General features: G+C 56.6%; 11 protein-coding genes. 8 read left to right on the plus strand and 3 right to left on the minus strand.

The window, feature by feature from the left end; translation table 11 throughout:
- The first annotated feature begins 36 nt into the window (after window positions 1-36).
- The 7 genes from ACR0NW_RS11060 (at window position 37) to ACR0NW_RS11090 (ending at window position 7476) form a co-directional block, all read left to right on the plus strand.
- Entirely contained in the window at window positions 37-825 is a 789-nt protein-coding gene (locus tag ACR0NW_RS11060; RefSeq protein ID WP_480791804.1) for a crotonase/enoyl-CoA hydratase family protein, read from the plus strand.
- 23 nt (window positions 826-848) lie between these two features.
- Complete coding sequence (locus tag ACR0NW_RS11065) at window positions 849-2366, plus strand: AMP-binding protein (protein WP_480791805.1); 1518 nt, start codon at window positions 849-851, stop codon at window positions 2364-2366.
- 107 nt (window positions 2367-2473) lie between these two features.
- Window positions 2474-3715, plus strand: a complete 1242-nt coding sequence (locus ACR0NW_RS11070; protein WP_480791806.1) for a branched-chain amino acid ABC transporter substrate-binding protein — start codon at window positions 2474-2476, stop codon at window positions 3713-3715.
- 68 nt (window positions 3716-3783) lie between these two features.
- Window positions 3784-4740, plus strand: a complete 957-nt coding sequence (locus ACR0NW_RS11075; RefSeq protein WP_480791807.1) for a branched-chain amino acid ABC transporter permease — start codon at window positions 3784-3786, stop codon at window positions 4738-4740.
- Window positions 4737-6020, plus strand: coding sequence for a branched-chain amino acid ABC transporter permease (locus ACR0NW_RS11080; protein WP_480791808.1), 1284 nt, complete (start codon window positions 4737-4739; stop codon window positions 6018-6020). The genes ACR0NW_RS11075 and ACR0NW_RS11080 overlap by 4 nt, the downstream gene beginning before the upstream one ends.
- Window positions 6017-6775 carry an ABC transporter ATP-binding protein gene (locus ACR0NW_RS11085; RefSeq protein WP_480791809.1) on the plus strand — a complete coding sequence of 253 codons (759 nt, stop codon included), beginning with the start codon at window positions 6017-6019 and terminating at the stop codon, window positions 6773-6775. The genes ACR0NW_RS11080 and ACR0NW_RS11085 overlap by 4 nt, the downstream gene beginning before the upstream one ends.
- Entirely contained in the window at window positions 6772-7476 is a 705-nt protein-coding gene (locus ACR0NW_RS11090; protein WP_480791810.1) for an ABC transporter ATP-binding protein, read from the plus strand. The genes ACR0NW_RS11085 and ACR0NW_RS11090 overlap by 4 nt, the downstream gene beginning before the upstream one ends.
- A 74-nt stretch (window positions 7477-7550) precedes the next feature.
- Here the strand turns inward: ACR0NW_RS11090 and ACR0NW_RS11095 are convergent, their stop codons facing one another.
- From ACR0NW_RS11095 to ACR0NW_RS11105, 3 genes are all read right to left on the minus strand, one after another.
- Window positions 7551-9347: an acyl-CoA dehydrogenase gene (locus ACR0NW_RS11095; RefSeq protein WP_480791811.1), complete on the minus strand. Its 1797-nt coding sequence runs from the start codon at window positions 9345-9347 to the stop codon at window positions 7551-7553.
- 90 nt (window positions 9348-9437) lie between these two features.
- Window positions 9438-10301: a CobW family GTP-binding protein gene (locus tag ACR0NW_RS11100; protein ID WP_480791812.1), complete on the minus strand. Its 864-nt coding sequence runs from the start codon at window positions 10299-10301 to the stop codon at window positions 9438-9440.
- Entirely contained in the window at window positions 10298-11926 is a 1629-nt protein-coding gene (locus tag ACR0NW_RS11105; RefSeq protein ID WP_480791813.1) for an amidohydrolase, read from the minus strand. Before ACR0NW_RS11105 ends, ACR0NW_RS11100 begins: the two co-directional genes overlap by 4 nt.
- A gap of 97 nt (window positions 11927-12023) precedes the next feature.
- On the opposite strand from ACR0NW_RS11105, the gene ACR0NW_RS11110 reads away from it, so the two are divergent.
- Window positions 12024-12956 (plus strand): LysR family transcriptional regulator, encoded by a 933-nt coding sequence (locus ACR0NW_RS11110; RefSeq protein ID WP_170656806.1) that lies wholly within the window; start codon window positions 12024-12026, stop codon window positions 12954-12956.
- Window positions 12957-12997 lie beyond the last annotated feature (41 nt).

The following is a 12997-nucleotide window of genomic DNA, read 5'->3' on the forward strand; positions in this document are numbered from 1 at the left end:
CAGCATGAAATATATAATAAGTTGAAAGAGGAACCCATGGCGGAAAATCTGGTCCTTTTCGAAACCGATGGTCCTGTCTGCACAATCACGATCAACCGACCGGAACGGCGCAACGCAGTTGACCGGCCCACTGCGGCTGCGCTGAAAGCTGCGTTCGAGCGGTTCGAGAACGACGACACCATGCGTGTGGCCGTTCTGGCAGGTGCGGGCGATACCTTCTGCGCAGGAGGGGATCTCAAGGCGATCGGTGATCCGGAACTACGCTGCCATATTGAGCCAACAGGCAGGGATCACGGTCCTATGGGACCAACCCGGATGCTGCTGAGCAAGCCGATGATCGGCGCGGTTCAGGGATATGCAGTCGCCGGCGGGCTGGAGATGGCGTTGCTGTGCGACATGCGCGTTGCCGAAGAGGACGCAGTCTTTGGCGTGTTCTGCCGTCGTTGGGGGGTACCGCTGATCGACGGCGGCACTGTACGTCTGCCGCGTATTGTCGGTCAGGGGGTCGCCATGGACATGATCCTGACCGGCCGCCCGGTAGATGCGGCAGAGGCCAGGCAGATCGGCTTGGCGAACCGCGTCGTACCCAAAGGTCAGGCGCTGGCGGCTGCACATGAAATTGCACACCAGATCGCCGAATTTCCACAAGCATGCATGAGGGCGGATCGGATGTCGGCTTATCAGCAGTGGGACTGCGATCTGGCCGATGCCTTGGCGCAGGAGGGCGCCGGGGGCTACCAGATCGTTTTTGACGAGGCGATACCCGGGGCAAAACGCTTTTCCGACGGGGCTGGTCGTCACGGCAGCTTCAAAGATCTCAGCTGAGGCGGACACAGGGAGGATTCGACATGAAGACCTATCGCGATCTGATAGCAGAAGGTGCGACGTTTCACGGAGACCGCACGGCGCTGGTATTTGGAGGAGAGAGCCGCACTTTTTATGAGGTAGACACACTTGCCAATCAACTGGCCCATGGCCTGATCGCCGAGGGCGTAAAGAAGGGTGACATGGTCGCGCTGCTAATCAACAACGGGCTCAACAGCGTTCCGGTTGATTTCGCCTGCGTCAAAAGCGGCGTGAACCGCGTGCCGCTCAACTCGCGCCTGTCCGCTGTGGAACACCAGAAAATGCTGCGGGAAACCGGCGCGACGACGCTACTCTATGGCCCCGATCTGGCAGAGCGCGCGGCGGAATTGCAGGATTTGATCCCTGGACTGGTCTGCCACGGGATCGGCAGCAATGCAGGCGGTGGGAAAGATCTGCTGGCCGAGGCCCCGAACTTCAGCCCGGATGCTCCGGGCATCAATGTATCGCCGGAAGATGTCGTACTTACCACATTCACGTCAGGTACTACCGGTACCTTGAAGGCTGCCCAGCATACACAGGGGTCCTATGCCGGTATTTGCCTCAACATGCTGTTGAACTTAAATATCCGACAGGACGATGTCATGCTGCACGCGGCTTCGCTGATCCATGCGAGCGGAGTGTTTGTTCTTCCGTTCTGGTTGCGGGGCGGCAAAGCGGTCATCATGTCAGCCTTTGAGCCGGATGAGTATCTGGACCTGATCGAACGCGAAGAAGTCACTTCGATCAACATGGTTCCCACGATGATGCAGATGCTGTTGGAGAACCCCAAATTCGCACAGATCGATGTCAGTCGATTGCGCCGCGTGATCTACGGCGCGTCACCGATGCCCCGACCCGTTATCAAGAAGGCGATGGGCTTGTGGGGGGCAGATAAATTCCAGCAGTATTACGGGCAGACGGAATGCCCGATGTGGCTCGCCAATCTGCAACCACACCATCACCTCGATGACGATTTGCTTGGCGCATGTGGCAGGCCTTCGCCGGATGTGGAAATCCGGCTTGTGGACGAAGACGGAAACGATACGCCCAAAGGTGAACCGGGGGAGATCGCGGTGAGGGGGCCCATGATGATGAAGGGCTACTTCAACGCGCCTGACCTAAACGCTGAAACGTTCATGGATGGCGGTTGGCTGCGCACACGGGATGTCGGTGTATTTGATGACAGGGGCTTTCTGCACCTAAAGGACCGGACCTCGGACATGATCATCACCGGGGGCTACAATGTCTATCCGCGCGAAATCGAGGATATCCTGATCTCACACCCGGCCGTTCTGGAATGCGCGGTTGTCGGATTGAAGGATGATAAATGGGTCGAGGCCGTGACCGCGGCGGTCGTGCGCCGGGATGGGCACGACCCTGATCCGGCAGAGCTGATTGGGCATGTGGCTGAAAAGGTTGCATCATACAAGAAACCCCAACGGATCATCTTCCTTGACGAAATCCCCAAAACGGCGGTCGGAAAGCTGAATCGCAAGGTATTGCGCGAAACTCTGCAATAAGGCAGACCCCCAAGGCAAACATTCAGCATCTAAATACAAGTAATCGCAATTTTCCTGTGTGAGGCTTGAGCTGACGAGATCGACTATTTGCCTTGTGGGAGGATTAGATGAAGAAATTTTCAAAGCTCGGTACGGGAACTTTGCTGGCGTTGGCGCTCAGCGCTGGCGCAGCGCTGAGCGAGTCCGTAAAGGTCGCTTTCATCGACCCGCTTTCGGGACCCTTTGCCGGATCGGGCCAGCAGGCGCTGTCGCAGTACAAGTTTGCCGTTGATGAACTGGTGAACAAACAAGGCGGCGTTTTGGGCAAAGAGATCGAGATCGTTCCTTTTGACAACAAGATCAGCCCGAAAGAGTCCCTGATACAGCTTCAGGTCGCCATTGACCAAGGTATCCGGATCATCATTCAGGGCACGTCCTCGGGCGTTGCGAACGCTCTGATTGAGGCCATCGACAAGCACAACCGGCGCAATCCGGATGATCGCGTCATCTACCTCAACTATGCCGCTGTCGATCCGGTTCTGACCAATGACAAATGCAGCTTCTGGCACTTCCGTTTCGATGCTCATGCCGATCTGAAGATGGACAGTCTGACCGACGTGATCGCAGACAATCAGGACATCAAAAAGGTCTACATCATCGGGCAGGATTATAGTTTCGGTAAGGCAGTCGCCGATGGCGCGGTCAGCTATCTGGAACAGAAGCGCCCCGATATCGAAATCGTTGGCAACGAGTTGCACCCCATTGGCAAGGTAAAGGATTTCACCCCTTATGCCCGCAAGATCGTTGCCTCGGATGCCGATGTCATCATCACGGGCAATTGGGGAACCGATATGCTCAACCTGGGCAAGTCCGTGCTGGAAAACGGCTATGATGGCCCGATCTATACATACTATGCCTTTGGTGATGGCATCACAGCCGCATTTGGTGAAGCCGGCGAAGGATCATTGAAAATCGTCGGAGAGGGACAGCTTAATCCGGCGGTGTCCGATCGGGCAGGTGCCTATGTCGACGCATTCAAGGCCAAGTATCCGGACTCCGATCTGCTTCACCCCCGGATCACCAGCGTGGTCGAGATGCTGGCCCGCGCGATAAACGACGCAGGCAGCGACACGGATGTTGCGGCCATTGCCACCGCCCTTGAAGGGATGGAGCACGACTCGATCTGGGGCGGCAAGATCAAGATCCGCGAGCAGGATCATCAGGCCATTCAGGACGTTCACATTTTCGCCCACACCAACGATGGCATAACAAATGACTATGACGGTTCAGGTTATGGTCTTGTTTCGGAAGACAAGGTTGAAATGGCCGGTCTGGACAGCCCGACGACCTGCGAGATGAAACGCCCCTGATACTCTGGTCACGCCGTCCCGCCTTTCCGGTGGGGCGGTAGCCTGCACATCATCAAAACGAGGCGGATATGGAGTTGATCGTCGTCAATCTGATTGACGGGCTGGTAACAGGCTTGCTGCTGTTCATGTTGTCTGCCGGGCTGACACTCATCTTTTCGATGATGGGTGTGCTGAACTTTGCCCATGCCAGTTTCTATATGTTGGGCGCATACTTTGCTTATCAGATCAGCACATATGTCGGTTTCTGGATGGGGCTTTTGATTGCGCCGCCACTGGTCGGTATTCTGGGCGCTCTGGTCGAAAGATATGGGTTGCGCCGTGTTCATCAGTACGGCCACGTGCCGGAGTTGATTTTTACCTTTGGTCTGGCCCTGCTGATCGAAGAGGCGGTGCAGTTTGTCTGGGGCAAATCGCAAATGCCCTATACCACGCCAGAGGCGCTGCAATTCACCCTGTTTTCCATCGCCGGGAATTCGATCCCCGCCTACAAGGTTTTCATGATCTTCGTCTCGATGGCGATTTTCCTGGCGCTTCTCTACGTACTGACGCGCACCCGCATCGGGTTGATTATCCAGGCAGCGCTCAGCCACCCCAAAACGGTCGAGTCGTTGGGGCACAACGTTCCATTGGTCTTTATGGGAGTTTTCGGTGTCGGGACGGCACTGGCTGGTGTGGCCGGAGTGATCGCAGGGCCGGTTCTGGGGACCTTTCCGGGTATGGCCGTGGTGTTGGGGTCGATCGTTTTCGTCACGATTGTGATTGGCGGTCTGGGTTCGCTGGCGGGGGCGTTGGTCGCGTCGCTGCTGATCGGGTGGCTCACGACCTTTGCAACTTCATACGATCTGGCCATGGCCGACCTGCTGACCTTTGTAGGGTTGGAACAACCCGAGGACATGAGAACCAGCGCACTGCGTGACCTGTGGTCGCTGACGCTGCCTCAGATCGGGCCGATCCTGCCATACATCCTGATGGTGCTGATACTTGTCTTCCGCCCGCAGGGTCTGCTTGGAAAGAGAGAATCATGACCCAAAGCACAGTATCGCCCCGGCGCATCAGCGCGTCATCAAGGTCGGTTGTGCCTTGGGTGGTTTCAGCGGTTTTCCTGCTGCTGCTGCCTTATCTTGTGGCATCAAACAGCGCCATCACCATCATGAATCAGATGGCCATCACCATTATCTTTGCGCTGGCCTACAACATGTTGCTGGGTCAGGGGGGAATGCTGTCTTTTGGCCATGCGGTCTATATGGGCGTTGGCGGGTTTTTATGCGTTCACCTCATGAACTATGTCGAGGAAACCGCACTTCCGCTGCCACTGCCGCTCTTGCCGGTTTTCGGCGGATTGTTCGGCATGGGGCTGGCCCTGATCGTCGGGTCATTCTCGACCCGCAAGGCCGGAACGGTTTTTGCGATGATTTCCCTTGGTGTCGGGGAAATGATCGCGGCTTGCTCGGTGATCATCGTTGCGTTCTTTGGCGGCGAGGAAGGTATCAGCGGCGATCGAACCTATGGACTGCCGGTCTTTGGCATCGAGTTCCTGTATCAGATCAACGTCTATTATCTGACGGTGTTCTGGCTGCTGCTGTCGGCGTTGCTGATGTACCTGTTTTCGCACACGCCGGTCGGACGGATGGCCAATGCGGTTCGCGACAACCCGGAACGAGCCGAGTTCGTGGGATATTCAGCGCGCTGGGTCAGGTTCTATTCCTTCGTGGCGTCGGGTTTTTTCTGCGGCGTCGCAGGTGCGCTGTTCGCAATCAACTATGAGATCGTGACCGAGGAAAACCTGAATCTGGCGCAATCCGGAACAATCCTATTGGTTACATTCCTAGGTGGTACCAGTTTCTTTTTCGGGCCGATCATCGGCGCGGTCATCTTTACGCTTCTGCAGACGGTGCTGAGCCTTCAGACTGAGCTCTGGCAACTTTACCTTGGGGTGCTTTTTGTTCTGACAGTAATGTATTTCCCCGGCGGGCTGGCAGGGGTTTTGATGATGCACGCCACACCGATCCGGTTGGGCAAAGCCGGACTTCTGTTAAAGCCCTATATCCGTACCTTGCTGCCAGCGGTACTTGGCATTTTCGGGCTTATCGCTCTGGTCGAGCTGACTTTTCACCTGCGTCACGCTGCCATTGGTGAATCCGTGTTCCGCTTGTATTGGCTGAGCGTGGATGCACATTCCGTGTTGCCGTGGATCATCGCCGCCAGTGTCGCAACTATAGGACTTTGGCTGGCCCGTCGCAGTACCCCGGCTTTGATGGAAAGCTGGCACACCGCCAATACGCCGGATATCGGAGGTGCATCGTGACCGCCGCACTGGACATCGTCGATCTGCGCAAGAGCTTTGGCAAAAGTGAGATCATCAGGGGCGCGAACCTGAGTATTGAAAAAGGAGAGCGTCACGCAATTATCGGACCAAATGGTGCCGGGAAATCGACGCTGTTCAATCTGATCACGGGCCGGTTTCCGAAAACCAGTGGCACCATCTGCCTGCATGGCAAGGACCTGCAGGGACTGGCCCCATTTCAGATCAATCGCATGGGACTTAGCCGCTCTTTTCAGATCACCAATATCTTCCCGAACATGAGCGTTTTTGAAAACGTGCGCTGTTCGCTTCTTTGGTCCAGCGGATACAGATATTCCTTCTGGCACATGTTAGGCCGGTCGCGATATCTTACCGAAGCAGCCGATGAAATTCTGGACAGCATCAACCTGACGACGCGCCGGGATCTGGCGGCTGGCGTTCTGTCATATGCCGAACAACGCGCACTGGAAATCGGGATCACGATTGCCGGAGGCGCAGATGTGATCATGCTTGATGAGCCGACAGCAGGCATGAGCCATTCCGAGACGGACTATATTGTCGATTTGATCCGCAAGGTGACCAAGGACAAAACCCTGATAATGGTGGAACACGACATGGGGGTTGTATTCGATCTTGCCGACCGGATTTCCGTGCTGGTCTATGGCGAAATCATTGCCACCGGCAAACCCGAAGAGGTGCGCGCAGACCCGCTGGTGCAAGAGGCCTATCTGGGCGAGGCGCTGGAGGTAGAGCATTGATGCTGAACGTCACCGATCTGCACGCTTATTATGGCAAGTCGCATATCCTGCAAGGCGTCAATCTTTCAGTTGACGAGGGTCAGATCGTTGCGCTTTTGGGGCGCAATGGCGTGGGGCGTTCGACCACATGCAAAGCGGTCATGGGCGAAGCGTCGCCTCAGGGCTCTGTTCGGTTCAAGGGGCAGGAGATTGCCGGTCGTAAACCATATGAGATAGCCAAAATGGGCATTGGTTATGTCCCTGAAAATCGGGACATATTTCCGGGCCTCACGACTAGGCAGAACCTGATGCTGGGTCTCAAGCCCGGTCAGAAGGATGGGCAGGGCCGCTGGTCGATACAGGACATGTTCGACATGTTCGACAATCTGGAAAGACGGGCGGATGTCGAGGCATCGGTGCTGTCAGGTGGCGAGCAACAGATGCTGACCATGTGCCGGACATTGATGGGTGATCCGGACCTGATCATGATCGATGAGCCGACCGAAGGCTTGTCGCCGCAGATGGTGCGGCGCGTGGGTGATCTTTTGCAGGAGATTGCAAAGCGCGGCATCTCGATTTTGCTGGTCGAGCAGAAACTGTCGATCGCGCTGGATATCGCGGATCGCGTCTATGTCATGGGACATGGAAGGGTGGTTTACGAAGGCACGCCGCAAGAGTTGCGGGAACGTGCGGACATCCGGCGAGAATGGATGGAGGTCTGACGGGCACACGGTATCAGAGACCGAGGCAATGAGATGTCCAATCCCTGTGCCTCGGCCCTCGGTTATTACAGTTGTCAGAAGATGTCCCCGGCGGCGTCCAAACATGTGGTGTCCAGCTCTGCGCATAGCTTCAGGTGGCACAGTGCAATCGGCAGGTTGTAGCGCATGAAGTACTGGCAGGCGCTCAGTTTACCCTGATAGAAAATCCGGTCCGTATCGCTGCAGCCTGTGTCTTTCAGCTTGTCGCTGGCGACTTGCGCCTGCCGCAGCCACATCCAGCCGATAACGACGGTCCCCATTCCGTCCAGAAACAGCGTGGCGTTTGCCAGCTGCGTTTCCACATCCGGGCATTCATGAAGCGCCTTAACGGTTGCCTGCAACGTCTCAACCGCGCCCGACAGGGTGTCTGCCGCGCTTTTTAGTTCCTGCGTTTCCTTGGCCTGCGCGATGGTTTCGTTCACGTTTTGCAGCAAAAGCGACAGTGAACGGCCCCGATCTCCTCCGATCTTGCGGCGCACCAGATCAAGGCCCTGAATGCCGAAGGTCCCTTCGTGGATGTGGTTCAGGCGGTTGTCGCGATACAGACGCTCAACCGGATAGTCGCGGGTGTAGCCATAGCCACCCAGAATCTGGATCGCCCATTTGTTCGCTTCTAGGCAATGCTCTGACGGCCAAGACTTTACGATCGGGGTCAGCAGGCCAAGCAGATCCGACAGATCCTTTTGCTCGGTGCTGTCTTCGGACAGGTTCAGACGGTCCACAATCGTCGCGCAATACAAGCTAAGGGCCATCGCCCCTTCGACAGCGACCTTCTGCGCCATCAGCATACGCCGGATATCGGTGTGTTCGATGATCGGCACCTGCGGCTGTTCAGGATTACGATCGCTGAGCCCGCGACCCTGCGGCCGCGTCCGGGCATAGCCCGCTGAATAAAGATAGCCGCCCAAGGCTGACATGATGGCGGATGTGCCGACCCCGATGCGGGCCTCGTTCATCATGTGGAACATGTATTCCAGCCCGCGATGGGGTTCGCCGATCAGATACCCGTGGCAGTCGTCACCGTCGCCGAAATTCAGCAGGCAATTCGTTGTGCCCCTTTGCCCCAGCTTGTGATTGAGACCAGCCAGAGTGATGTCATTGCGAGCGCCCGGATTACCCGCCTCATCCAGCCGGTATTTGGGCACGAGAAACAACGAGATTCCCTTTGTCCCCTTCGGGCCGCCCGGTATTTTGGCCAACACCATGTGAACGATGTTGCCCGAGATTTCCTGTTCGCCGCCCGAAATCCACATCTTGGTTCCACGGATTTTATAACCGCCCTGATCATCAGGGGTTGCCGTCGTGCGGATATCGGCCAGCGATGAACCGGCCTGCGGCTCGGACAGGCACATCGTACCGTACCACTGCCCGGCCAGCATTTGCGGCAGGTACTGCTCTTTCAGTGCCTCGGACCCGTGTGTGTTCAATAGGTTTGCCGCTGCAATCGTCAATGTCGCGTAATTGGTGACCGGCAGGTTGGCGGCGTTGAACATGCCGCTGACGGCCATATGCAACACCCACGGCGCCTGCAGGCCGCCAATTTCTTCGGCAAAGGGCAGCGCGAAAAATCCGGCTTCGGCATAGGCGGACAGGGCGCTGGCGGTAGATGCCGGTACGATCGCCTTGCCGTCCTCAAAATAGGGCTCGTTGCTGTCGGCCTCGGCGGCGAAGGGCAGAAACTTCTCCTCTGCGATGGCCTGGGCAGTGTCCAATATCTGATCTGCGGCGGAACGGTCGAACGCTCTGAACCTTGGGTGTTCCAGTAGCTGTTCAAAACCCGGCATTTCATAGAGCAAGAAATCGAGTTGCCGACGGTCTGTGATGAAGGACAAGGCGAGTCTCCTGATGTTGACTTCGCCAGTGCTACTACGTGACGGTGAGAATTCAAACAAAAAATTGTACGAATGTACCGAATAAGAGAGTCAACTCTCCCACCAATTGCCAAGCTCATCAGAAGTGATGCGGCCCGCCAGCCCCAGACCAACAAGTCCTGCGCTCTGTTTCGAAGCCTTACGGATATCAGTGTGCCGCCCGACCACGTGGACCTCGAACAGACCGTCCGGGCCCGACACAAAGCCTTTGAGACGATAAAGGCCAGCGGGTCGGTCAGAGAGCTTTTCTTTCAGTTCCGCATAGCTCAGTGGCGCCGGATCGGAGTGATGCCATCTGACATATGCAGGGTGCGGCACAGAGGGTTGAAGCCCGGGTTTTGGCGTGACGCCGAACAAAATTGGCGAAGCGGGGGCTTCCTGTTCAAGCGAGATGGGGCGTTTCAGGTCGTTTTTGTTCAGGGCTGACATCAAATCCGCCGACGGTTCGGGCGTTTTGGTAAGAACCAGCAAATCAGCCACCCGCATCTGTTGCTGTACTTGTGGGGCAATCATCGGATCCCGCAGAAGTTCAGCGGCATTCAGACCGTCTACAAGCGTGACGATCCCGCCATAGCTAAGCTGCGGTTCGGCCTTGGCGGCATTGGCAATGGCGGCCGGATCAGCAACGCCACTGGCCTCGATCAACAGGTGGTCCGGGCGCTGTTCCAGTTTCAGAACATCACCCAGAGCAAGATACAAGTCCGCTCCCATCGTGCAGCAGACGCAGCCATTGGTCAGCGAGATCGTGTCGTCACCGGCAGAGGCAATCAGTGCTTCGTCGATGTTGATTGCGCCAAAGTCATTGACCATGACCAGCAGCCTTAGGCCGTGATCTTCGGCCAGCACACGGTTGATCAGCGTTGTCTTGCCAGCGCCCAGATAGCCACTGATCACCGTTAAAGGCAGGCGGCTCATATCAGGTTCACACGCCCGCCCGAGACGGTCCCCAGAACCGGCACGTCTTTCAACGCCATCGGATCAACCGCGGTTGGGTCATCGCCCAGAACGGCAAAGTCCGCCACCTTTCCGGTTTCGATCGAACCGACCTCACCGTCCAGTTTCAGAGTATAGGCCGCGCCCAATGTGATGGCGTACAGGGCCTCATCCACCGTGATACACTGTTCAGCGCCCAGCGTGCGGCCCGTCATGGTCTGGCGGTTCACCGCGCACCATGCGGTAAACAAGGGTGCCATTGGCGTAATGGGCGCGTCCGAGTGCAAGGCAATGTTGACACCAGCATCCAATGCAGCCCGGGCACCGTTCATGCGGCAGGCGCGGTCTTCGCCAATCGTGTGGGCAGCGTGCTGGTCTCCGAAATACCAGATGTGATTGGAGAACAGATTGGTACACACACCCAATTCGGCGCTGCGCCGGAACTGATCCGCGCCCATCATCTGGCAATGCTGAAGGACATGTCTGGCCCCGGCCCAGGGATGTTTCTGCGCAGCGGCTTCCAAAGCGTCCAGCGCCACGGCGGAAGCTTCGTCTCCGTTGGTATGGATGTGCATCTGAACCCCACCCTTCTGAAACGCTTCGCACAGGGCAAAGATGCCCTCAGGCGGCGTATTCCAGATGCCGTTCGGCTGTCCGCCCACATAACCGGGCCATTTTACTCGCGCGGTCCAGCCCTGAATCGAGCCGTCCGTCATCAGTTTGACGGCCCCAAGCCTTAGTTTATCGGTGGATTTCTTGCCCAGTTCCGAAGCGCGGGCAACCAGATCTTCTGGTGGGGCGCCGACCGCGGCAAGTGTCGGGACAATGCGGACGCCAAAGGACGGGTCTGCTACGATACGTGCGAACTCGGCAACGTCCTCGTCTTCCATCTGCGAATACAAATCCGTCACGGTCGTCACGCCGGCATGGCGACAGACATCCGCATAGGTGCGAACCGCCGCTTCGTTCTGGACCAGCGACCGGAAGTCCACACCCGTGCGCCACATCAGCGGGAACATCGCAGCCGCTTCCTGCAGCTCGCCCGTGGGCTCGCCATCCGGGCCTTTGACTACGCCTTCGACATTTGTTTCACGGGAGTATTCAACCATTTCCAGCGCGCAAGAGTTTGCACACATCAGATGCAGGTTGGAAAACAACACCAGAACCGGTCTGTCATCGGCAATCTGGTCCAGATGATACCGGTTCAAACGTTCTGTCGGCAGGAAAATTGGATCAAAGCCCCACGCGACCAGAGGCTGGCCTTCATCAAGGGATGCAACCTGCTCACGAAGATGGGAAATGACCGTTTCAATATCCGTCATACCCTTGTGCAACTTGCCCTGCGGATCGATCCGGTCGTGGTATCCGGCATAAGCAAACCGCCACATGGCCCCCGCCATCATGTGGGCATGACCTTCGACAAATCCGGGCATCAAAATCGCGTCAGAGAACTGATCGTCGTGCGTTACAGATCCCCAGGCATCGGCGCAGTCAGCCCCGCCCACCGCAAGAATTTTCCCGTCCTGCACAGCGACATGCGTCGCGACTGACCGGTTCGGGTCCATAGTGAGAATCTTTTTTGCGGCGAAAACAGTTATCTCTGACATCCTGGCCTCCTTGTTCGAAGAAAGGAGTTAACTCGGATCAAATAATCTGTAAAATGTAATTAGTGACACTCATTGCCTGCAAAATTAGGGGAATGGAATGAACTTTACCCTCAAGCAGCTGCGCTACTTCGATGCTGCGCTGCGATGCGGATCGATCGCAAAGGCCGCGCAGGAGATGAATATTTCCCAATCGTCGATTACCGCGGCAATAGACGTGATCGAAAGCAGCATTGATACCGACCTGTTTCGGCGTGTGCCCGCCAAGGGTATTGTACCAACCCAGACCGGAAAGCAGGTGGGTGAGCGGGTCGCGACGTTTCTGGAGCAGGCGCGTATCTTTGAAGCGGACCTGATGTCCATTACGGGCAACCCGACCGGGATGCTGAGGCTGGGCTGTTACGCTCCGTCTGCGCCATATGTGTTGCCACCTATCCTGTCTCGCATCGCTCAGGAATATCCGGGGATTCGAATTGATCTGGCCGAAGGTGATATCGACAAGATGACCGATCTTTTGTTGGATGGGTCGGTGGATCTGGCGCTGACCTATGCTCGCGACCCTGTGCGCAATTTACCCTTTGATCACCTGTTCGATGCGCACCCGTGGGCGCTGCTTCCTGAAAACTTCCCGCTTGCGCACAAATCATCTGTCAGTTTGCGAGAGCTGGCGCCGTTGCCCATGGTCCTTTTGGACCTGTCCGCGACAAAGACCTATTTCCGGTCCCTTTTCGAGGCTTTGGGGCTGGAGCCAAACGTTGTGCACTCGACCAAGTCCAGCTCGGTTCTGCGTGGGCTGGTTGCCAGTAACTTTGGGTATTCGATCCTCAATATATGTGGTCCGAATGACCGTGACGGGCGCAACGGTTATTATGCCGTGCCGATCGAAGACGCGGCATCCGCGCCGGAATTTGGCGTAGCTTATGTCGCGGCGCTGGAAGGATCGGCGATCGTGAATGCGGTCAAAAAGATAGCTCAGGAGCTGACAAAAGAAGGGGCGTTTGATCATTTGTTGTTAAAACCTGAAGCACGATAAGTGCATAAAATAAGGTTTTTCAAAACACAAAACACTGTTTT

This window comes from Ruegeria sp. CF5 (assembly GCF_056537325.1).

Excerpts from the sequence above, each read along its gene's own strand:
- ACR0NW_RS11065 (WP_480791805.1), top strand. The coding sequence starts at position 849 with ATGAAGACCTATCGCGATCTGATAGCAGAAGGTGCGACGTTTCACGGA.
- ACR0NW_RS11105 (WP_480791813.1), bottom strand. The coding sequence starts at position 11,926 with ATGTCAGAGATAACTGTTTTCGCCGCAAAAAAGATTCTCACTATGGAC.
- ACR0NW_RS11080 (WP_480791808.1), top strand. The coding sequence starts at position 4,737 with ATGACCCAAAGCACAGTATCGCCCCGGCGCATCAGCGCGTCATCAAGG.
- ACR0NW_RS11110 (WP_170656806.1), top strand. The coding sequence starts at position 12,024 with ATGAACTTTACCCTCAAGCAGCTGCGCTACTTCGATGCTGCGCTGCGA.
- ACR0NW_RS11075 (WP_480791807.1), top strand. The coding sequence starts at position 3,784 with ATGGAGTTGATCGTCGTCAATCTGATTGACGGGCTGGTAACAGGCTTG.
- ACR0NW_RS11070 (WP_480791806.1), top strand. The coding sequence starts at position 2,474 with ATGAAGAAATTTTCAAAGCTCGGTACGGGAACTTTGCTGGCGTTGGCG.
- ACR0NW_RS11060 (WP_480791804.1), top strand. The coding sequence starts at position 37 with ATGGCGGAAAATCTGGTCCTTTTCGAAACCGATGGTCCTGTCTGCACA.
- ACR0NW_RS11100 (WP_480791812.1), bottom strand. The coding sequence starts at position 10,301 with ATGAGCCGCCTGCCTTTAACGGTGATCAGTGGCTATCTGGGCGCTGGC.